This window comes from Roseibium sp. SCP15 (genome assembly GCF_040329435.1).
Classification (GTDB): Bacteria; Pseudomonadota; Alphaproteobacteria; order Rhizobiales; family Stappiaceae; genus Roseibium.
In genome coordinates, this window is sequence record NZ_JBDZYI010000006.1 from 18271 (window position 1) to 39520 (window position 21250).

Annotated in this window: 19 protein-coding genes; 6 read left to right on the forward strand and 13 right to left on the reverse strand. The window is 58.2% G+C overall.

Annotation, left to right across the window (positions count from 1 at the left end; all coding sequences use genetic code 11):
* Nucleotides 1–4: 4 nt before the first annotated feature.
* The 3 genes from ABLO27_RS26185 to ABLO27_RS26195 all read right to left on the reverse strand — a co-directional run bounded on the left by ABLO27_RS26185 (nt 5) and on the right by ABLO27_RS26195 (nt 3261).
* Entirely contained in the window at nt 5–925 is a 921-nt protein-coding gene (locus ABLO27_RS26185) for a carbohydrate ABC transporter permease (RefSeq protein WP_353037054.1), read from the reverse strand.
* Nucleotides 926–1080: 155 nt separating this feature from the next.
* Nucleotides 1081–2334: an ABC transporter substrate-binding protein gene (locus tag ABLO27_RS26190; protein WP_353037055.1), complete on the reverse strand. Its 1254-nt coding sequence runs from the start codon at nt 2332–2334 to the stop codon at nt 1081–1083.
* 27 nt (nt 2335–2361) lie between these two features.
* Nucleotides 2362–3261 (reverse strand): N-acetylmuramic acid 6-phosphate etherase, encoded by a 900-nt coding sequence (locus tag ABLO27_RS26195; protein ID WP_353037056.1) that lies wholly within the window; start codon nt 3259–3261, stop codon nt 2362–2364.
* A 157-nt stretch (nt 3262–3418) separates the two neighbouring features.
* Here ABLO27_RS26195 and ABLO27_RS26200 point away from each other — a divergent pair, with 157 nt between their 5' ends.
* Together ABLO27_RS26200 and ABLO27_RS26205 are read left to right on the forward strand one after the other, a co-directional pair.
* Entirely contained in the window at nt 3419–4300 is an 882-nt protein-coding gene (locus tag ABLO27_RS26200; protein ID WP_353037057.1) for a BadF/BadG/BcrA/BcrD ATPase family protein, read from the forward strand.
* A complete protein-coding gene (locus tag ABLO27_RS26205; RefSeq protein WP_353037058.1) occupies nt 4288–5046 on the forward strand; it encodes a GntR family transcriptional regulator in 759 nt (252 codons plus the stop codon). Before ABLO27_RS26200 ends, ABLO27_RS26205 begins: the two co-directional genes overlap by 13 nt.
* A 7-nt stretch (nt 5047–5053) precedes the next feature.
* Here the strand turns inward: ABLO27_RS26205 and ABLO27_RS26210 are convergent, their stop codons facing one another.
* The 5 genes from ABLO27_RS26210 to ABLO27_RS26230 are packed head-to-tail and all read right to left on the reverse strand — an operon-like array spanning nt 5054 to nt 9550.
* A complete protein-coding gene (locus tag ABLO27_RS26210) occupies nt 5054–5914 on the reverse strand; it encodes an HpcH/HpaI aldolase/citrate lyase family protein (RefSeq protein ID WP_353037059.1) in 861 nt (286 codons plus the stop codon).
* A 4-nt stretch (nt 5915–5918) separates the two neighbouring features.
* Entirely contained in the window at nt 5919–6524 is a 606-nt protein-coding gene (locus tag ABLO27_RS26215; protein WP_353037060.1) for a TetR/AcrR family transcriptional regulator, read from the reverse strand.
* A complete protein-coding gene (locus tag ABLO27_RS26220) occupies nt 6521–7549 on the reverse strand; it encodes a zinc-dependent alcohol dehydrogenase family protein (RefSeq protein ID WP_353037061.1) in 1029 nt (342 codons plus the stop codon). Before ABLO27_RS26220 ends, ABLO27_RS26215 begins: the two co-directional genes overlap by 4 nt.
* A gap of 4 nt (nt 7550–7553) precedes the next feature.
* Complete coding sequence (locus tag ABLO27_RS26225) at nt 7554–8726, reverse strand: acyl-CoA dehydrogenase family protein (protein ID WP_353037062.1); 1173 nt, start codon at nt 8724–8726, stop codon at nt 7554–7556.
* The gene (locus ABLO27_RS26230) at nt 8723–9550 is read right to left on the reverse strand and encodes an enoyl-CoA hydratase/isomerase family protein (protein WP_353037063.1); all 828 of its coding nucleotides are present in this window, start codon (nt 9548–9550) and stop codon (nt 8723–8725) included. The genes ABLO27_RS26225 and ABLO27_RS26230 overlap by 4 nt, the downstream gene beginning before the upstream one ends.
* 94 nt (nt 9551–9644) lie before the next feature.
* Here ABLO27_RS26230 and ABLO27_RS26235 point away from each other — a divergent pair, with 94 nt between their 5' ends.
* From ABLO27_RS26235 to ABLO27_RS26250, 4 genes are read left to right on the forward strand one after another with little or no spacing between them, the layout of a single operon-like run.
* Nucleotides 9645–11189 (forward strand): acyl-CoA carboxylase subunit beta, encoded by a 1545-nt coding sequence (locus ABLO27_RS26235; protein WP_353037064.1) that lies wholly within the window; start codon nt 9645–9647, stop codon nt 11187–11189.
* Between the two features lie 8 nt (nt 11190–11197).
* Entirely contained in the window at nt 11198–13186 is a 1989-nt protein-coding gene (locus ABLO27_RS26240) for an acetyl/propionyl/methylcrotonyl-CoA carboxylase subunit alpha (protein ID WP_353037065.1), read from the forward strand.
* A gap of 2 nt (nt 13187–13188) precedes the next feature.
* Nucleotides 13189–13644 carry a MaoC family dehydratase gene (locus tag ABLO27_RS26245; protein ID WP_353037066.1) on the forward strand — a complete coding sequence of 152 codons (456 nt, stop codon included), beginning with the start codon at nt 13189–13191 and terminating at the stop codon, nt 13642–13644.
* Complete coding sequence (locus tag ABLO27_RS26250) at nt 13641–14696, forward strand: CaiB/BaiF CoA transferase family protein (RefSeq protein ID WP_353037067.1); 1056 nt, start codon at nt 13641–13643, stop codon at nt 14694–14696. The genes ABLO27_RS26245 and ABLO27_RS26250 overlap by 4 nt, the downstream gene beginning before the upstream one ends.
* Before the next feature lie 96 nt (nt 14697–14792).
* On the opposite strand, the gene ABLO27_RS26255 is transcribed toward ABLO27_RS26250, so the two are convergent.
* The 5 genes from ABLO27_RS26255 to ABLO27_RS26275 form a co-directional block, all read right to left on the reverse strand.
* Complete coding sequence (locus ABLO27_RS26255; RefSeq protein ID WP_353037068.1) at nt 14793–15614, reverse strand: inositol monophosphatase family protein; 822 nt, start codon at nt 15612–15614, stop codon at nt 14793–14795.
* An 11-nt stretch (nt 15615–15625) separates the two neighbouring features.
* Complete coding sequence (locus ABLO27_RS26260; RefSeq protein WP_353037069.1) at nt 15626–16687, reverse strand: ABC transporter ATP-binding protein; 1062 nt, start codon at nt 16685–16687, stop codon at nt 15626–15628.
* Nucleotides 16684–18915: an ABC transporter permease gene (locus ABLO27_RS26265; RefSeq protein ID WP_353037070.1), complete on the reverse strand. Its 2232-nt coding sequence runs from the start codon at nt 18913–18915 to the stop codon at nt 16684–16686. Before ABLO27_RS26265 ends, ABLO27_RS26260 begins: the two co-directional genes overlap by 4 nt.
* Nucleotides 18916–19003: 88 nt before the next feature.
* Nucleotides 19004–20005, reverse strand: coding sequence for an ABC transporter substrate-binding protein (locus tag ABLO27_RS26270; RefSeq protein WP_353037200.1), 1002 nt, complete (start codon nt 20003–20005; stop codon nt 19004–19006).
* Nucleotides 20006–20196: 191 nt separating this feature from the next.
* The gene (locus ABLO27_RS26275; protein WP_353037071.1) at nt 20197–21237 is read right to left on the reverse strand and encodes an ABC transporter substrate-binding protein; all 1041 of its coding nucleotides are present in this window, start codon (nt 21235–21237) and stop codon (nt 20197–20199) included.
* Between the last annotated feature and the right edge of the window lie 13 nt (nt 21238–21250).

Consider the following 21250-nt stretch of genomic DNA (forward strand, 5'->3'; position numbering starts at 1 on the left):
CACCTCAAAGCTGATATCGGCGCATCCGGGTCTGTATTCCGAAGAGGTAGATACAGACGCCGATCAGGATGATCGCGAACATGGCGCTTGCAATCGCGGAGCCCATGTAAGGGTCGCCCAGTTGCAGCTGAAAACCGAAGAAGGTGCGATAGAGAAACGTGCCCAGGATATCGGTTGAGAAATCCGGCCCCGCCAATGCTCCCTGCGCGGTGTAGATCAGGTCGAAGGCATTGAAGTTGCCGACGAATGTCAGGATCGAAATGATGCCTATGGACGGCAGGATCAACGGCAGCTTGATCTTCCAGAAGGCGGACATCCCGGTGATGCCGTCAAGTTCCGCGGCTTCAAGGATCTCCTCGGGAATCGAGAGCAGAGCGGCATAGATCAACATCATCGGTATGCCGACGAACTGCCAGACGGAAATCAGCGACAGCGTCGTCAGTGCATAGTCTTCCTTGCCGAGCCAGGGCGTATAGAGAAACTTCAGGCCAATGGCATCAAGCATCGAGGGCGCAATACCCCAGATCGGCGACAGGATCAGCTTCCAGGCAAACCCGACGATCACGAAACTGAGGATCGTTGGAATGAAGATGGCCGAACGATACAGGCCGGCGAAGCGCAGACGCGGGTGGCTCAGGATTGCGGCAAGAGCGATACCGATCGGGTTCTGCACAATCATGTGTATGAAAAAGAACCAGAAATTGTTGCCGAGCGCATTCCAGAACTGATCAGACCAGATCGGATCGCCGAACAGGGACTGAAAGTTCTGCAGGCCGACAAAGACACGTGTCTGGTCGATCTGGCTGTAAAGCGCCAGCCGCAGAGTATTGAACAGGGGGAAGATCATCACCGCCGTGTAAACCAGCACCGCAGGCGCCAGGAACACGATGATGTGCCATCGGATTTTGGGTTTGTGCTGGCTCACTGTCGTTCTCATTTCCTGAGCGCTGTGCCGGTTGCAGTCGGCAAGCAAAACGATCCCACAAGAAACCATCCGGGCGGATGTGTAGAAACCCGCCGCGTTTCGCCTTGAATTGCAAACCCCTCCCGACCGGAAAGGCGGGGAGGGGTGTCAGTTTCTTATTTCTGAGGCTCGTACCAGGTGGCAAGGCCATCCTGCAGCTTGGCACCAAGCTCTTCCGGAGAAGACGTTCCCTTAATCGCTGCAACAGATGCGCCCCAGGTTTCGTTTTCCAGGTTGGGCGTGCCACGGGACAGGATGTGGTAAGTCGAGCGAATGGTGGATTCACACTCGTCGCGCCAGCTTGCGAATTCCTTGGCGAGCGGATCTTCCAGCTCGACCGGCTCTTTCGAAAGCGGGAAGAAGCCCGGCAGGGCATTCCCCATGATCGAAGCGAATTCCGGGCTGGCCACCCAGGCCAGGAACGTACGTGCAGCTTCCGGGTTTTCCGACTTGGCGTTCATGCCGATGCCGATGTCGGTGTGATCGGAAATGTAGCAGGTATCGCCAGCATTCTGGACCGGTGGCTTGAACGCGCCGAGTTCAAAATCGGCCTGCGTGTTGAAGCCTGCAATTTCCCAGGAACCAGCCGGATAGATTGCCGCCCGACCGAGGGTAAAGATGTTCTGGCTGTCCGGATAGGTCTGTGCTTCATAGCCGTCGCCCAGATACGGACCCCACTTGGCGAGCGTCTCGAAAGGCGCAACCCACTGCGGATCCGTCAGCTTCTGTTCACCGCTGATGAGTGCCAGACGGCCTTCTTCACCCTTCCAGTAGTTCGGGCCAATGTTGTTGTAGCCCATCGTGGCTGCTTCCCACTGGTCATTCGTGCCCATGGCCATGGGAATGTAGGAGCCGTCTTCCTTGATCTTGTCGAGCGCCGCGAAGAACTCTTCTTCGGTTTTCGGAACTTCAAGGCCAAGCTCTGTAAAGGCGTCCTTGTTGTAGATGAAGCCATGGATCACCGATGCCATCGGCACACAGAACGTTGCCGAAGCGTCGTCGGTCTGCCAGGCGGACTTGGCAACGTCGGAGAAATTCGACATGGCGTCCAGGTCGCTGAGATCTGTCAGGTGACCGGCATCATAAAGGGCAAGCGAAGCGTCGAACGGACGGCAGGTAATCAGGTCTCCGGCACTGCCCGCGTCAAGCTTGGAGTTCAGAACGGCGTTGTATTCGGCCGGGGCGGAAGGCGAAAACTTGACCTTGATGCCCGGGTGTTTTGCTTCAAAAGCCGGAATGATCTTTTCCTGCCAGAGGGTCAGATCGTCATTCCGCCAGCTCTCAATGGTGAGCGTTGCGTCTTCAGCAAATGCGATTGTGGATGTTAATGCGGTTCCTGCCAGGGCAAGGGCAACTGTCTTGCGTATCATTATGGCTCCTCCAGTTAATTCTTGAATTCAGGTATTTGTCAGTTCCAACCGTGCCATTGCACGGTCTACCCGGCCTTCTTCGGACCGTAGGATGGCTTGTGCCTCTTCCCGGGATTTGACCCCGAAAGCGATGAGGCAGGCAACTTTCACGTCGTTGTTTGCCGCCTTCAAAGCGTGTAATGCGCCTGCTTCGTCCACATCGGCGATGTCCTGAACAATCCGGCGCGCGCGCATGTGAAGTTTTTCGTTATCCGCGTGCAGATTGACCATTCGGCCGCGATAGACATGGCCAAGCTCGACACCCATCAGGGTCGACAATGTGTTCAGCGCAATCTTTTGCGCTGTCCCGGCTCCCAGTCGGGTCGAGCCGGATAGAATTTCCGGCGGCGTGTTGAGAAAAATGGCGTGGTTCGCAAGGTCGAACAAGGCCGCGTTCTCATTGTTTGCAATCGCGATGATCGGTGTCCCGGCAGCTTTTGCGAGTTCCGCCGCCTTGACGGCATAGCGCGTATCGCCACTTGCAGACACCACGACAAGACAGTCCTTCGGACCGATGGTTTCCAGCGCTGTCGCGAGGCCGTGGCTTTCATCTTCCACGTCGCCCGGCATGTCGGCGGTTGTCGGAATTCCACCTGCCATCAGGATCTTGACCTGTCTGGTGGGGATGCCGAACGTTCCACCCAGCTCCATTCCGTCCGCGGCGGCCATCAGGCCGGAGGAACCGGCAGCAGCGTAGTAAAGCGTTCCGCCATTACGGATGGCAGCCGCCATGACGGCAGCCCCTTTGGCAATGACGCCGGAGCAGGCCTCCACCGCTTGCGCGGCTTCCACGTTCGCTCTGGCAATGGCTGACGCGGCCTCGCTCAAAGGCAAGGCGTCCAGCGTTTTTTCCATCGCATAGAGCTGCTCGGTTTTACGTGGCGGCATTCGATTACTCCAAATTCCGGGTAATCATACCTATTTAATACCATTAGTCTACCATTTTCTTTTTCGTTTAAATTTCGTAAGCAAATCTGACAAAATCAGGCGTTTTGGAGGGGGGGTGGCCTTTTCATCTGGAAATAGGTATTATATAGGTATCAATATGACGTACCAGCTTCAGACAATCGCGATCGATGGCGGTGGCACCCGTTGCCGGGTGGCATGCATGATTGGCGGACAAAAGCACATTGTTGAAGCCGGTAGCGCCAATGTGTCGACGGACCTTGAAAGTGGTGTGGCGGAAATCGTCAGCGGTCTGGGCGAATTGGCGCGCAAGCTCGATATCCCCGCAGCGGCATTTGAGCCGGTTCCTGCATATATAGGTCTGGCAGGCGCATCGTGGCCTGAAATCGTGGCGAAAGTGGCTGCGCGTTTGCCGTTGAAGCATGTGCGTGTCGAGGATGACCGCCCCTCGGCCGTTCGCGGTGCGCTGGGAAGAGATGACGGGATCCTGGTGCATTGCGGGACCGGTTCCTTTCAGGCGATGCAGCGCGCTGGGCGGATTGTACTGACAGGGGGGTGGGGCCCGGTCCTTGGTGATGAGGCCTCGGCTCAATGGGTCGGGCGCAAGGCGCTCAGTGCCGTGTTGATGGTTCAGGATGGTGTTCGGCCTGTTTCGGAGTTGACCGAACACCTGCTGGAAAAGTTTGGCAGCCCTGCAGGTATCGTTGCTTTTGCAGGAAATGCCTCACCAGCTGATTTCGGCAATCTTGCCAAAGGCGTGACTGAAGCGGCGGCGGAGAACGATCCGGCCGCAATAGAGATAATGCGATCAGGGGCGGATCACATTGCAACGCACGTGCGTGCTCTTGGTTGGTCGGAAGGATTGCCGCTGCTTTTGACAGGTGGAATTGCCGCGCACTACGCGCCTTATCTTGATGTGCGGATGCAGCAGGCACTTGCCCAACCCAAGGGGCAACCGATCGATGGAGCGCTGTCCCTGGCCCGCGAATTTGCAGAGGAGTTGTCCGAATGCTCAGTGTAGCTGAATTTCTGCAGCCGGACGCCTGGCTGTCCGAGAATGCAGGGCCACGCTATGTCCAGCTTTGCCGACGGCTTGAAGACGGCATAAACGACGGCGTTCTGGCCCCCAACAGCTCTCTGCCGCCCGAGCGTGAGCTGGCGGACATGACGGAACTGTCTCGCGTAACCGTTCGCAAGGCGATCCAGGAACTGGTTCAAAAGGGTCTTATCGAACAGCGGCAGGGATCCGGTTCCTTCATTCGTGAGGCAGCTCCAAAGGTTGAGCAGTCCCTCTCGTTTCTCACCTCCTTCAGCGAAGACATGAAACGGCGGGGGATGGAGACGACGTCGAAATGGCTTGAGCGCGGCATCTTTCTCCCCTCGGCGGAAGAAACATCCATACTGGAGCTGCAGCCCGACGCCTCGGTGGCACGCATTTCGCGCTTGCGCGAGGCGGACGGCCGGCCGATGGCCCTGGAGCGTGCGGCGTTGCCTCTCGACATCCTGCCCAATCCGCTGCAGGTCATCACCTCGCTATACGAGGTCCTTGACCTGACTGGTCAACGCCCGGTACGTGCCCTGCAGAAGATCTCGGCGGTCAATCTGTCGGCTGAGGATGCCGAACTGCTCGGAGTTGCCGAAGGCGACGCCGGTTTGAACATCCAGCGCATTTCCTATCAGGAAAACGGACGCGTCGCCGAGTTCACCAAGTCCCTTTATCGCGGCGACGCCTACGACTTTGTCGCCGAACTGCGTCTTTCGGAATAGAAACGGTTCACTCCTGCACGCTTCTGAGGATCTTTTCCGCGAGCCTCAGGTGTGGGCGGTCGAGCATTTTTCCGTCAAGCTGAGCGACCCCGTCACCGGCGGCCTGCAGCGTTTCAATCACGCGGTGCGCCCAATCCAGCTCATTCTTTGTAGGGGCCAACTGTTGATGGATGGGATCAATCTGCGCCGGATGTATGGCAAGCTTCCCATCAAAGCCAATCGCCCGCGCCTGCTGTGTCTCACGCACAAAGCCTTTTTCATCGCGAAAATCGGTATAAACGGAATCGATCGCCAGCACTCCGGCATCCCTGGCGGCAAAGAGAGCCAGATCACGTGCCGTTGCGAAGGGCGAAAGATAAGAATTGTCCTGATCCCGGTTTGTCAGGGCGCCTAGGTCGGCCTGCAGATCCTCACCGCCCCAGGTCAGTCCGGTCAGGAGCGGGTGCGCCCAATCGAGCCGCATGAGATTGCGGACAGCTCGAACCGTTTCGGAGCAGATTGCAACGATACCCGGGAGCTTGTCGGGATTGTGGGCCCGGATAATCCCGGCAAAGCGATCGATATCCTGCGGCCCTTCGCACTTGGGCAGCAGATAGCCGTCCGGAGAGCTTGCGATGGTATGAGCGACGTCGAGTTCCGTCAGATCGGTATCCAGACCATTGACGCGTACGTAGCGAGCCGACCCACTTTGGAGCTGAAGCCTGGCTGCCGTCATTGTGCGGGCTTCGGCTTTCCGCTGAGGTGAGACCGCATCTTCCAAGTCGAAAATGACGGCATCGGCGCCAGCCGACAGCGCCTTTTCCGTTTTTCTGGCATCGTCTGCCGGAACAAATAGCCAGGACCGGTGCCTGTGTGGCGGAATGGGCATTTCGCTATTCCTGTTCTGGAAGCAACCCGGCGATTGAAGCCACGTAAGTGTCGACATCGTCTCGGTCGGAGTTGAACCACTCCAGCGACCAGTTCATGGCACCGAGCAAAGTGTAGCGCAAATGTCGGATCTGGACCGGCGTCGCCGCCGCGCCCAGATAAGCGCCAATAATGTCATTCCAGACCGAGTTGTAAGCACGGCGCACCGCTTTCAGTTCTTCCCTGACCGTATCGGGCACAAAGGGGTAGCATCGAATATGTGCGGATGAAAAATCGCTCTCCGACAAAAGAGTTTTCAAGTGTATGCGCATCGCAAGAATGAGCCGCTCCCGGGCGGACAGGTGACTGCTTTGCTCCAATTCTCCCTTCACAGCGTCTTCCACCATCTCGACCCCAAGACGCATGACTTCCGAGGCCAGCGCTTCCTTGGAAGGAAAATGATAGTAAAGGCTTCCAGCTTTCATGCCGACTTCGGCAGCCAGGTCCCTCAGGGACATGTCGGCATATCCGATCTCGCGCATCATGCGCGCCGCCACTCCCAGGATTTCACGCCGGGCCTCCGCGGCCTTCGCCTTGGATCTCTGCCTGGAGGGTTTGGCTTCTTCGCTCACTTGTCGCTCCCTTGAAAGGAAGAGATGCAGATGTTTCCAACGCCTTTATGCGTTTCAAGGGCCGTGAAAGCAGCTGGGGCTGTATCAAAGGAAATGATTTCGGAAATCTCCGGCCGGATTTCGTGTTGCTCCAGTGCCCGGTTCATTGCCTGGAAGGCGGCGCGCGATCCGCAGGAAACCGAGTGAAGTGTCAGGCGTCGTGTCAGCACGAGCGGCAGGAACAGTTCCGCCTTGTTACCCGTGACATTTCCGATCAGAACAATGGTTCCGCCTGTTCTGACAGCCTTGATGGAAGCTGCAAGGGTTTCCGCGCCACCCAGCTCCAGAACGCGGTCGCATCCAATGCCGCCTGTTACCGTTCGGACTGATTGAGCCCAGTTTTCCTCAGTTGATCTGTCAATCACGATGTCCGCGCCGAGCTCTCGGACCTTCTCTGCTTTCGAAGGTCCGGAAGTCGTGATGATTGTGCGGGCGCCGGAAGCCTTGGCAAGTGACAAGGCCATCAACGCAACACCGCCGGTACCAAGAATGAGAACTGTTTCGCCGGGGCGGATCGGAGCCGGTTCGCTCAAGGCGCTCCAGGCCGTAACGCCCGCGCAGGGCAGGGTGGCAGCCTCTTCGTCGCTGAGATGGTCCGGAACCCGAACGAGGGTTGAGGCCGGGAATACGCAGTGACTGGCAAGAACACCGTCAAGGGGACCGCCAAGTCGTCCGACTTCGAGGTCGGCGGGAGGAGGACCGCCTTGCCAGTGCTGGTAAAAGGCAGGGCAGACCCTGTCACCGATTTTGAAACCGGTTACGTCTTTTCCGGTTTCGACGACCACACCAACTCCATCCGACAGGGGAATGAGCGGTGGCTGGACCATCTTTCCATGCTGTCCGCGCATGACGACAAGGTCGCGGTAATTCAGCGAAACCGCCCGCATTTCCAGCAAGACGTCACGTGGACCGGGGCGAGGGAGTTCGCCCGTCTTTCTGATCAGGTTGTCCAACCCGAACCCGTTTGAAAACGACCAGTATTCCATGCGGTTACATCCGTTTGGCGACTTCTTCCAGCATGACCTCGGTTGCGCCGCCACCTATGGCTTGCACCCGCGCATCACGCGACATGCGTTCAATAGCACTTTCCCGCATGAAACCCATACCGCCGTGAAACTGAACGCAGGCATACATGACCTCGTTCACCAGTTCGCCGCAATAGGCCTTGATCATCGAGACTTCCCGGACAAGGTCCTCGCCGTGCGCGGCACGGGCTGAAGTGGCATAAACCATCTGTCGTCCGGCTTCGACCTTCGCGCTCAGTTCTGCCAGACGATTGCGAATGACCTGCTTGTCCCAGAGTGGCGCTCCGAAAGCCCTGCGATCCCTGACATAATTGACTGTCATTTCGATCGCTGCCTGTGCTTCGCCCATCGCCATGGCGCCAAGCACAAGCCGCTCGTTCTGAAAGTTCTTCATGATTTCGTAGAAACCACGGCCTTCCTGTCCGAGCACGTTTTCTGCAGGAACGAATACATCGACAAAGGACAGTTCGGCCGTGTCGGAACTCAGCCAGCCATGCTTCTTCAGCGATCTTGAAACGGAAAAACCCGGCGTGCCCTTTTCCACGATGAACATGGTCACCGACTGACTGGGCCTGCCGCTCGTATCGGTTTTCGCCGCCACGCAGTAAACGTCGCCAAGAACGCCGTTTGTGATGAAGGTCTTGGCACCGTTCAGAACATAGCCGTCACCCTCTCGCCTGGCTGTTGTCCGAATGCTCTTCACATCCGAGCCTGCGTCGGGTTCGGTGACACCTACCGCAGTAATGATGTCGCCTGAAATAACCCTGGGCAGATACTTTTCCTTCTGTGCATCGTTGCCGGCATTGAAGATATGAACCGAAGCCATGTCCGTATGGACCAGCGCGGTGATGGCAACGCCTGCATAAGTGCATCGTCCGAGCTCTTCAGCCAGAACGACCGTGGCGCGTTCATCCATGTGCGATCCACCGTACTGCTCGGGATAACGAATGCCGAAAAATCCGAGATCGCCCATCTTGCGCAACAGCTCGCGCGGCGTTGCGCCTTCTTCTTCCCAGGCATTGGCATTGGGTTTGATTTCCTCTTCGACAAAGCGTCGCACCTGCGCGCGCAGCAGATGGTGTTCCTCCTCAAAGAAGAAGCTGCTGGTTGTTGTTGCGTCAAACCCGAGTGCACTCATCTTTCAGTCCTGTCGTCTTGAATTGGAGATCTGGTAAAGTCCGGCTTGCGTTTGTCGACGAAAGCAGAAGTGCCTTCCGCAAAATCCGGGCCTGCGCAAAGACGCGCGTTGGTGTCGCGTTCATGATCGAGAGCCTGCTCCAGATTGGATGTCAGGCCCTTGTCGACGGCCTTCCTGATTTCGACGAAGGCCTCAATCGGCCCCCGAGAAAGGTCATGGGCAAGGGTGAACGCTTCGCGGGGAAGATCGTTATCCTCGACACAGCGTGCAATCAGGCCCCGGTTTTCGGCTTGTGCAGCGCCAAGCGTTTCTCCAGTCAGCATCAACTGCATGGCTTTCGCCCTGCCCATGGCCTGGGGAAGAAACCAGGTATTTCCGACGTCCGGAATAACGCCCAACTTTGGTCCGAACACCTGGATGAAACGGGCCGACCGGGCCGCCAGCACCATATCCGCGGAGAGCGCAAGACCGACACCGCCTCCCGCCGCAATGCCGTTGACCGCGCTGACGACGGGTTTCGGCATGGACCGGATCAGGCGCACCGCCCGGTTCCAGCCGTCGTGGAGCAGCTTGTATATGCCGGAGCCCTTGTCCTCGAGGGCAGCCATCTCGCCGACATGGGCCCCGGCGCAAAAACCTCGCCCCGAACCGGTCACGATCACCGCCCTGACCCTCTCGTCCTCATGGAGGTCCTCAAGCCGCCGGATAAGCTGATCCATCATCGGCTTATGGATGGCGTTCAGCTGGTCAGGTGCAGACAGTGTCAGCGTACCGACGGCATCCGATACATCCAGGGTTATCCAGTCTCTCTCGATTGCATCCATCGAAATCTCCAATTCGACACGAGCTGTTGACATTTATTTCTAACGGTCGTTAGGTAGATGTCAACAGTGAAGCATTGAATGAAAGGTGGCGGCAATGGTCGAAATGGCCGATCTCATCGCCGAATTGAGGGAAACTCAGCGATTATCGTCTGAAGGCGGCGGCGAAAGATTTCGGGCCCGGCACCAGCAGCGGGGCAAGATCTTCGTTCGGGACCGAATTGAATTTCTGCTCGATGCGGGGACGGCATTTCTGGAATTGTCGCCGCTGGCGGCGCATGGGCTCTATGGCGGCGAGGTGCCGGGTGCCGGCATCGTGACAGGCATCGGCCTGATCCATGGCCGGCCCTGCATGATCATCGCCAATGATGCGACGGTCAAAGGAGGTTCGTTCTTTGCCGAGACCGTGCGAAAGCATTCCCGAGCGCAGGAGATCGCCCAGCAACATCGATTGCCCTGCCTATACCTGGTCGACTGTGGCGGCGCATTTCTGCCCGAGCAGGACCGCGTCTTTCCGGACCAGGATCATTTCGGTGGAAGTTTCTGGCGGCAATGCCAGATGTCGGCTGCCGGCATACCCCAGATTTCCGTCGTCTTCGGTGGGTGCACCGCTGGAGGCGCTTACATTCCCGCCCTTTCCGATCAGGTCATCATGGTCAGGGGCACCGGGCGGATTCATCTCGGCGGCCCGCCGATCGTCAAGGCGGCGATCAACGAAATTGTCGACGGCGAGACCCTGGGTGGAGCAGACATGCATACAACGGTTTCCGGTGTCAGCGATCATGTTGCTCCAGATGAGGAAACGGCTTTGCAGAAGCTCCGGGAGATCGTGGCCAATCTTGGTATTGAAGGGGCAATCATGCCGCCGCCCAGGCCCCCGGTCGAACCGTTGGCCAACTCGGGAAATCCGGAAGACTATGCGCCTGTTGATCTGAAACGCCCTGCTGACATGCGGGCTTTGATCTGTTCGATGGTCGATGCGTCTGTTCTGTCCGAGTTCAAGCCGGACTACGGCGCAAGCCTGATCACCGGCTTTGCGCATATCCACGGCTATCCGATTGGAATTCTGGCAAACGACGGCGCCCTGTTTTCTGAAAGCTCGCTAAAGGGTGCGCATTTCATCGAATTGTGCGACCAGCGCCAGATCCCGCTTCTTTTCCTTCAGAACATAACCGGCTTCATGGTTGGAACCGAAGCCGAGAAGGGAGGCATTGCCAAACATTCGGCCAAACTGGTCTATGCGGTCTCCAATGCCCGGGTTCCAAAATTCACCGTCATTGTCGGTGGCAGTTATGGAGCCGGGAACTATGGCATGTGTGGTCGGGGCTTCAGGCCGCGCTTCCTGTTTTCCTGGCCCAACGCCCGGATTGCGACCATGAGCCCGGATGTGGCGTCAACGGTCGTGACCGACCTTCGCCGTGCCAGTCTGAAGTCCGAAGCGAGTGAAGAGGACATTGCAGCCCTTGATGCCAGAACCCGAGAGCAGTTCGAAGAGCAATCCGATCCCTACTACGCCACGGCGAGGCTGTGGGACGACGGCATCATCGAACCGAACCAGACACGTGATGTGCTTGGCCTGTGCATCTCGCTGGCTGCGGGAGAGGACCCGGATACGGGGACGCGCCCGGTTTACAGAATGTGAGGTCCCGGATGTTTGACAGTCTGCTGATTGCAAATCGCGGTGAAATTGCCTGCCGCATCATCAAGACGGCCCGAAAGATGGGGCTGCGGACCGTTGCGGTCTTCTCGGAAGCCGACCGGGACGCGCTGCATGTGCGCATGGCCGATCAGGCGGTTGCCATCGGACCCGCCCCGGCGGGTGAAAGTTATCTGTGCACGGACAAGATCCTTGAAGCTGCCAGACTGACGGGCGCGCAAGCGGTTCACCCGGGCTACGGGTTCTTGTCGGAGCAACCTGATCTGGTCGAAGGGTGCGCCGCACAGGGCCTTGTATGGGTTGGGCCCCATCTGGAAGCGATCACTTCCATGGGGTCCAAGATCGCTGCGAAGAAAATCGCACTTGAGGCAGGTGTTCCCTGCATTCCGGGCTATGCGGGTGAGGACCAGAGCGACGCTGCACTTGTTGCTGCTGCACATGAAATCGGTCTGCCCGTCATGGTCAAGGCCAGTGCGGGCGGCGGTGGCAAGGGCATGCGCGCTGTCTTCGAGCCGATTGATCTTGAAGCTGCGATCAGGGCTGCGCGCACGGAGGCTGCAAGGTCCTTCGGCGATGACCGGTTGCTGATTGAAAGACTGATCCGGAATCCACGACACGTCGAGGTACAGCTCCTGGGCGATAAGCATGGCAACGTGATTCATCTGTTCGAGCGTGATTGCTCGGTCCAGCGAAACCACCAGAAGATTCTGGAAGAAGCCCCGGCTCCGAACCTGACCGAAGCAACGCGCCAGGCCCTCTGTGAGGCGGCCGTGGGACTGGGCCGGAAAATTGGCTACGACAGTACCGGCACGGTTGAATTTGTCATGGACGCCGCGACGAGTGAGTTCTTCTTTCTGGAGATGAACACCCGTCTTCAGGTGGAACATACCGTCACTGAAGAAGTGACCGGCCTTGATCTGGTCGAGCAGCAACTGCTGGTCGCTTCCGGTAGACCGCTGGGACTGACGCAGGATCAGGTGATGTGTACCGGTCATGCCATGGAAGCACGCCTGACGGCGGAAGACGCCTCGGACGGTTTCCGTCCGGAAACGGGAACGATCTTGAAATGGCAGGTCCCTCAGAGCATTCGCTGTGACAGCGGTGTCGATGCCGGGTCAGCCGTTGGCTCCAGCTACGATTCCATGATCGCAAAATTGATCGCTCATGGTCCGGACCGAGACGCGGCGCGCCGAAAGCTGATTGCAGGTCTGGAACGAACGGAAGTCGCCGGACTTAGGACCACCAGGCAGTTCTTGCGGGACGCTCTTCAAACCAAACGGTTTCAAAGCGGTGAAATTACAACGGACTTCCTGAGGCAGGAATGGCCCAAAGGCTGGCGGCAATCGAATGGAGACACGCTGGTCTATGCTGCGCTGGCGCTTCATCTGGCACCAAAGGATAGCAAGTCCCCATGGCAGTCGCTCAGCGGATTCAGGCTCCTGGAGGCTGCCGGTCGGCCAGCTCATGCGGTGTACCTGGATGCAAAAGCACCGGAAAACCGGGTTTCGGTTCAAAAGGTAGCTGGAACCCGGTTCGTTGTTGGCAGGACTTCAGATGAGGAAAGACTGGAGGCGACCTGGCTCGCCCCGGAAACGCTCCGTGTTGAGCGAAACGGTGTTCAGGAAATCATTGGAGTTCTGATCTCCAATGGCATGGTGCATGTGTGGGGCAAAGACTTCGACGCCGCCCATCAAGTTGTTCAGCTGGGCGACTACAACGCTGCGCAGCATCAAAAAACCACGGCGGCACCAGATCGGATTGCAGCGACGATGCCGGGTCTGGTGGTGAACGTGCTGGCGGAAAAGGGAGCAGCCGTCGGTGCTGGAGAAACGCTGGTGGTGATGGAATCCATGAAACTGCTGATGGAGCTGAAAGCGCTCGCCGCCGGAACGGTCGAGAGCATCAGGGCAGTGCCGGGAGAGAGCGTCGAGGCCGGCACGCTGCTTGTGCAGTTGCAGCTCAACGAGGAGCAAAGGGGATAGGTATGGCAGGTCTCTGGTACGAAGAGTTTGAAGAAGGCATGGTGATCGACCATGCCATCACCCGCACCATCACAGAGGCAGACAACATGTTCTTCTGCTCAATGACTTACAATTCGCAGCCGTTGCACATCGACCGGCATTTTGCCGAAAAGACGGAGTTCGGCAAACCCCTGGTCAATTCGCTGCTCACTCTGGGTGCGATGATCGGCATGTCTGTTTCCGAGACTACTCTTGGCACAACGATCGCCAACCTCGGGATGACTGATGTCGAGTTTCCGGCACCCGTCTTTCACGGTGATACTCTGCGGGTGCGCACAACGGTTGGAGAATGCCGCGAAAGCCGATCGCGGCCCAATGCCGGGATCGTCCGGTTTCGCCACGAAGCTTTCAATCAGGACAATGTGCTGGTCGCATCCTGCCAGCGCTCCGCGTTCATGCACAAACGATCAGCGGCATGAACCCTTTGAAGCCTCTTGCCGGACTGAAGGTGCTCGAATTCGATGCCATTGGGCCGGTGCCGTTCTGCGCGATGATGCTTGCTGACCATGGCGCCGAGATCACCCGGGTCACGCGTCCGGGTGGACAGCCCAATGGAGTTGATGCAGGTCAGGATGACCTGCTCTTGCGGGGACGTTCGGCTATCGTTCAGCTTGATCTGAAATCGGATGAAGGCCGGAGTGAAGCGCTGGAACAGGTTGCCGGAACAGACGTTCTGCTGGAAGGTCATCGACCAGGCGTGATGGAAAGGCTGGGGCTCGGCCCCGAGACCTGCCGAAAGATCAATCCGGCGTTGGTCTATTGCAGGATCACCGGATACGGGCAGACGGGGCCTCTTGCTGATCATCCCGGACATGACATCAATTATGTCGCGCTTACCGGCGCCCTTCATGCTGCGGGACATGCCGACCGGGAGCCTGCGCCCATACTGCCGCTGGTAGGTGACTTTGCCGGTGGGGGATTGCTCGGGGCCTTTGGTGTGCTTGCAGCAATCTTTTCTGCGAAGACGACCGGACAGGGCTCGGTTGTCGACACGTCGATGGTTGACGGAACCGCCTTGTTGATGGCGCTGCATTACGGTTGGCAGAATGCCGGTCTTTGGTCGCCGGCGCGTCAGAGCAATCTTCTGGATGGCGCCGCCCCCTTTTACCGATGTTATCGTACGGCCGGGGGCCGCCACATTGCGGTGGGAGCCATAGAACCCAAATTCTACCTGGCCATGTGCAAGGCGTTGGATCTGAACGATCCGCTCTTTCAAAACCAGATGGACAAGAAAAACTGGCCTCAGATGAGCCAGCTTGTCGAAGCCCGGGTCGCGTCAATGAGCAACGCCCAGCTTGATCAGGCCTTGGCGATGCCGGACGCCTGTATCTCCTGGGTGGAGACCACCGCCGACGCGCATCTGGGTGAGCACATTGGAGCCCGTGGGACCATCACAAAGGAAGACGGTCGTTTTTCCGTTGCTCCGGCTCCCCGTTTCAGCCGAACCGGGGATTGTTCCGAAGACACATGAGACATGCAAAAGGCCGGCAAAAGCCGGCCTTCTGACATCTGGTGCCGCCACGGCCTTGTCATGCCGGACCGTCGATTTGCACGCCCGTCAGGCTGCTCAGAAATTTTCGATCCTGGGTGCAAGCTCTTCAAGATCGCGGAAGGCACCAGGGCCAGCGGCCAGGACCGGAGATCCCTTGCGGATCGTCTCTCCTTCAACGGGAAAGCGCAGGTGCTCGCCACCGGCTTCTTTCACCAGGCAATATCCGGCCAGGCAGTCCCATGCATGCATGTAGGGCTCGTAGTAGCCAACGAGCCGGCCCGCAGCGACATGGGCCAGCATCAGCGCGCCGGAACCGGTACGGACGAAATTGCCACCGGCTTCCAGGAGCGACGTGATTGAGGCACCGATCATCGCCGGAGGCACATGACTGTTTCCGCCGATGCCGGTCAGGCCGTTCTGTAGCGTTCTCTCCGGGTCCAGCTCGAGGCTTTGGCCATCCAGGGTCGCTCCCTTGCCTTTCATGGCAGCGAAGGTTTCATTGTCGCAAGGGGCCTTGATGACACCGATGACCGGCTCACCATCGTGAAGCAGCGCTATGGAAACGCACCAGCTGGACAGACCGTTGAGAAAGGGAGCGGTACCGTCAATCGGGTCCACCACCCAAGTGTAACCGCTGGTGCCCTCTTCGTAACCGTGCTCTTCACCCAGAATGCCGTCGTCGGGAAAGGATGCTGAGATCCTTTTGCGGATGAGGTCTTCAACGTTCCGGTCAGCGATTGAAACAACGTCGTGCAGGTCGCGTTTGGTTTCAATCATCAGTTCATGACGTCGCTGGAAGTAATCCAAAGCCAGAGCTCCGGCTTCTTCAGCCATTTCTTGTGCGAGCTGGAAGCGCTTGTCCAAGTCTATCGTATCCTCAGTGCTGGAAATGATCATGATGTCTATGCTCAGCCATCGATCAAGGCAAGGCCGCGATTGCGGAAGCTAAGGGAAACAGTCGTTTTGGGAGACAAAAAGCGTTCCACGGCGTGATCGATGACGAAAAAGTTGCCGACCGGCGTTTCCACTTCATATTCGACATGGTCACCGAGATAGGCCGTGGTCAGGATTTCGCCGCCAAGACCTGTATCCGTGTCCGGGTTCAGCGTGACCGCGCCGGGGCGGACAGCCAGTTTCGCCTGACCGACCTTGGCCCGTTTTGAATTCAGCTTGTGCTGAAGACCGCCGACATTGATGGTTGCCAGATCTCCGACCTGCTCGACGACCTCGCAGGAAATGACATTCGCCTCGCCCATGAAGTCCGCAATGAATGCGGAGACCGGTTCGTCGTAAAGGTTCTGCGGTGTATCGGACTGGGCAATCTTGCCATCTTTCATCACGACAATCCGGTCGGATACCGCGAGGGCTTCGTCCTGGTCGTGCGTCACATAGACAGCGGTAAAGCCGAGACGTTGCTGCAGCTCCCGGATGTCTGTCCGCACCTTCCGGCGAAGGCGCGCATCAAGGTTGGAGAGTGGCTCGTCGAGAAGCAGAACCTGCGGCTCCAGAACCAGCGCCCTGGCAACTGCAACGCGTTGCTGCTGACCGCCGGAAAGTTCGGCGGGCAGGCGATGCCCCATCCCTTCCAGCCCGACCTGCACCAGGCCGTCTTCGGCGCGTTCGCGCGCTTCTTTCTTGTTGAAACCCGAGGACTCAAGCCCGTAGGCGACATTGTCCAGCGCACTCATATGCGGGAACAGCGCGTAGGACTGGAAGACCATGGACACGTCCCGCTCGTGAGCGGGAAGCATGGTCACGTCCTTGCCACCGATCAGGATCTTGCCGGAGGTCGGATGTTCCAGTCCGGCCAACATGCGCAGGGTTGTGGTTTTGCCGCAACCGGATGGCCCCAACAGGGTCACCAGGTTGCCGGGTTCGATCGTGAGGGAAAGATCCGGGATCGCGGTAAACGTGCCGAAGTCCTTGCGAACGTTTTCAAATACGACGGATCCGCTTTTCAGGGTAGTCATGCAGTTTTCTCCTGCGACATACGAAATTTACGTGACTTGATGAGACCGGAGACCCGGTTTTCCCGGCGCAGACGCCGTTCGCCAACCAGCAGCTGGAACACGGTAATGACCGTGATCATCACGAAGATGAGCATGGAGGAATAGGCGATCGCGATGCCGTATTCGCCGTTTTCGACGAGGCCGACAATGTAGGAGGTCGCCATGTTGTATTCCGCGCTGACGAGGAAGATGACCGCGCTGATCGACGTGATCGCCCTGACAAAGGAGTAAACCAAGGCAGCGGTGATCGCCGGACGCAGCAAAGGCAGGATCACCTTGCGCAACGTGCGCGCGCTGTTTGCCTTCAGGGTCAGGGAAGCTTCATCCAGGCTCTTGTCGATCTGGCTCATGGCCGCAACACCACCGCGAACGCCGACCGGCATGTTCCGGAAGACGAAGCACGCAACCAGGATCAGGGCTGAACCGGTCATCTCGAGCGGAGGCAGGTTGAACGCCATGATGTAGCTGATGCCGATAACGGTGCCCGGGATCGCGAAACTCATCATCAGGGCGAATTCAAAGGCGTTTTTGCCCGCGAAAGTCTGTCGGACGATGATGTAGGCGGTCAAGAGACCGACGGCCGCAGTCAAGGGAGCCGAGATCAACGCGATTTCCATGGTCGTCCAGAAGGAGTTCCAGGCGACACCGGTCCAGACGAAAGCACCATCTTCGAAGCTGACGGAGAAGGCGCGTGCGTAGTGTTCCAGCGTCAGGGAGTTGTCGAGACCCCAGGTCTTCACGAAACCACCGAAGATGATCATGCCGTAGACGACCAGCGTGAAGCCCATCCAGGGGATGACGATGCCGTAGACCGAAATGGACAGGCTCTTCGGCAGTCCAGCATGCTGACCGCTGTCGCCCTTGCCGGTCACCGTGGCGAAGTTCTTGCCCGACAGCCACAGCCGCTGTGCAAGAAACGCCGTCAGCGTGAAGCTGAGCAGGACAATCGCGAGAACGGCTGCCCGTGATGGATCGATCTGCGATCCGACCACCGCGAAGAAAATCTCCGTCGAGAGAACGCCGTGGCTGCCGCCAAGCACCAGCGGGTTGCCGAAGTCGGCCATGCTCTCGATGAATCCGATCAGGAACGCATTTGCCAGACCCGGCTTCATCAGGGGCAGGGAAACCTTCCAGAACGTTCGCCAGCGATCGGCACGCAAGGTCTGCGACGCCTCTTCCATTGATGGGCTGACACCTTCAACGACGCCGATCAGCACGAGGAACGAAATGGGGGTGAAGGAGAGAACCTGCGCAATCCAGATGCCGGTCAGGCCATAGAGCCAGCGGCTCGGTTCAATGCCGAAGAGGAAATCGAGCGCTTCGGTAACGACGCCGGAACGGCCGAAAAGGAGCGTCAGGGCGAGGCCGATCACGAAGGGTGGCGTGATGATTGGCAACACCGTCAAGAGCCGCAGGCCTCTCTTGAACGGGAAATTGGTGCGCGTTGCCACCAGGGCGAAGGCAAGTCCCAGAACAGTCGAGCCGATCCCGGTCATCACCGCGAGGGTCAGCGTGCGCCACGCAACACCGCAGCGACCTGCGCCAACAACGCAATTGAGGCTCCAGATTGACGGATCCTGCATGTTCTCAAAGAAGCCGTCCGGCTTGAACGAGCCGTCGAAGTCCTGGAACGAACCGACGAACATGCTGCCGATCGGATAAAAAATGAAAACGGTCACCAGGAAGATCAGGACGGAAATCGATCCGACGACGAAGGCATCGCCCTTCATCACACCACGCTCGGCAAAGCCGAAGGCGATGAAAAGAACAAAGACGAGGGACAGCACGATGGCACCGGCGCCCATGGCCGGTTGGCCCGTGGCCAGCATCCCGAAGTTGTTGTCCATGAAGGTCCAGGCCCAGCCGGTGAAGCTGATCGCAAGGCCCTGCATGGTCATGTAGACAATGCCGAGGCTGCCGGCAATCACCATGAGCTTGCCGCGCTTGTCCGGGTCCGCGATGAACCGGGCGCCTGCGCCCACAAGAAAGAATGCCAGTGCGAGGACCAGCCAGCTGCGCCCTTCGACAAACATTTGCAGGATGCCGGGTGCCAAGTCTGACGAGGAGAGGAAACCGGATAGCCATTCAAAGGCAAAGAAGCCCCCCTCCACCCTGTACCAAGGCAGAATTAGAAACGAGATCAGCCCCATTATCAGGAGATAATCCAGCCGTTTATTGCCACTTTGCATGGCCACCCCTGTCATTTCAGTAAGTCATATGATTTGGGCCTGCACCAGAGCCCGAAGGCCCCGGTGCAGACCCGCCCTGGGAGCTCGATTAGTTGGCGATTGCGCCGATTTCATCATCCCAACGCTCCAGAAGAGCCTTGCGGGTCTTCGGGTCGCCATAAGTGGTGAAATCGTAATCGATCAACTTGATGTCTTCGAACTTCGGCGCTTCCTTCGGCACTTCAGCAGCCTTGTTGGACGGAAGCTGGAAGGACTTGGCATCTTTCATGCGGGACTGAACTTCAGGGGAAAGCGCCCAGTCGTACCAGACCTTGGCGTTGTCCAGATTCTTGCTGCCCTTGACGATCGACATGGAGCCGATTTCGTAGCCGGTGCCTTCGCACGGAGCGATTGCCTTGACCGGGAAGCCTGATGCAGCCTGTGCAACTGCGTCGTGCAGGAAGACGATGCCGAGGCCGGTTTCGCCGCGCGCCGCAGCCTTGACCGGAGCGGAACCGGACTTGGTGTACTGCGAGATGTTGTTGTTCAGTTCCTTCAGGTATTCGAACGCCTTGTCCTCGCCCATGATCTGAACAAGCGACGCCAGGGTCGTATAGGCCGTACCGGAGGAGTTCGGGTTTGCGACCTGAATTTCACCTTTGAGTTCTTCGTTCAGGAGGTCCGCCCAGCAGACCGGCTCCTTGTAGCCTTTTTCCTTGAAGATGTCGGTGTTGAAGCCCCAGCCGAGTGCACCGGCATAGATGCCGACGGTCTTGAAGCCGGAGCTTTCCGCCTGCTTTTGCGCCCACTCATGAAGGTCACCGAGCTTGTCGGACTTGTATTCCTGGGTCAGGCCTTCGGAAGCCGCCTGCAAGTGCGGGTCGCCGGTGCCACCCCACCAGATGTCGGTCTTCGGATTGCGTGATTCCGCACGGATCTTGGCATAGCTCTCACCTGAGGACAGGCGCACCATGTTGACCTTGATGTCGTGCTGCTTTTCGAAATCGCCTTTGAGCTGTTCGCAGATGACAACGTCTGCCGAGCAGATGACATTGAGGTTGCCTGCTGCCTGAGCCTGCGAAACGGTGAATGCTGCCGTTGTGGTCAGCATTGCGATGGAAAGAGCTTTAATTGACATTTAGTTTCCTCCACTTAGGGCGTTTGCCTGATGTTTGGTTTTCCGGTTCAGACAACCGGATTCAGCCATTCGGCTGGGTCATGACCGGCATTGGGCATAATTCTCCCGTTCGGAGCCGCGAGAACGGTCCGTTGCCGGTCAGATCTGACGTGTTTGAAAGTCCTCTAGTTCATGGCTTCGGGCTCTGCGTTCTGGAGCACTTCGCCATTGAAGCGTTCAAGCAACCTGCGTCTCTGCTCTGGCGAGCCGAAGGTCGCAAAATCGTAGTCGACCATTCTGATCAACGAGATATCAGGTGCTGCCGGTGGCAGGGCCGCTTTTGCGTTTGACGGGATCTGGTTCTGGCCGGAGGCAGCGCCGGTCGCCTGTCCCGCAGGACTGAGCGAAAAATCGACGAACTGACGGGCCGCTTCCATGTTTCGGGCACCCCTGACGATGCTGACAGCGCCAATTTCGTACCCGGTCCCTTCGCAAGGCGCGACGATGACGAGGGGTACGCCGGCTGCTTTCTGCGTCACGGCGTCATGAATGAAGGAGATACCGATCCCGGTTTCGCCGCGTGCTGCCGCCTTGACCGGCGCGGCGCCCGACGTAGTGAAATCGGATATGTTTCTGCTGAGGGCGGTCAGATAATTGAAGGCTTCATCTTCCCCCAGCAGCTGAACCAGCGTTGCCAGCGTCGTATAGGCCGTTCCGGAAGAGTTCGGATTGGCCATCTGGATCAAGCCGCGGAATTGCGGATCCGTCAGGTCCTTCCAGCACGAAGGCGCAGACACACCGTTCTCGGACAGGACTTCGGAATTGTAGGAAAAGCCGAGCGCGCCGGCATATACTCCGGCGGACATACCACCCGACATTAGATAAAAATTCTGCGCCCAGGGAAGGACGTCATCCTCGTTATACGACCGGTAGGGTTCCAGAAGGTCCTCGGCAACGGCCTGCAAATGAGTGTCGCCGGTTCCGCCCCACCAGATGTCCGTCTTGGGATCTTCGCTCTCGGCGCGAATCTGGTCGAGGATTTCGCCTGTGCTCTTGCGCTTTGTGGACACGTCAAAGCCGGTTTTCTCTTCGAAAGCCGCTTCCATGGCTTGGCACCAGGCCTCGTCAACGCCGCACAGGACATTCAGGTCCTGAGCCGAAGCATCGGCGAGTGAGGCCGACAGCCATAGGGCTGTGCCCACTCCGAGTGGCGTGACAAGTTTCATGTTTCCTCCCACT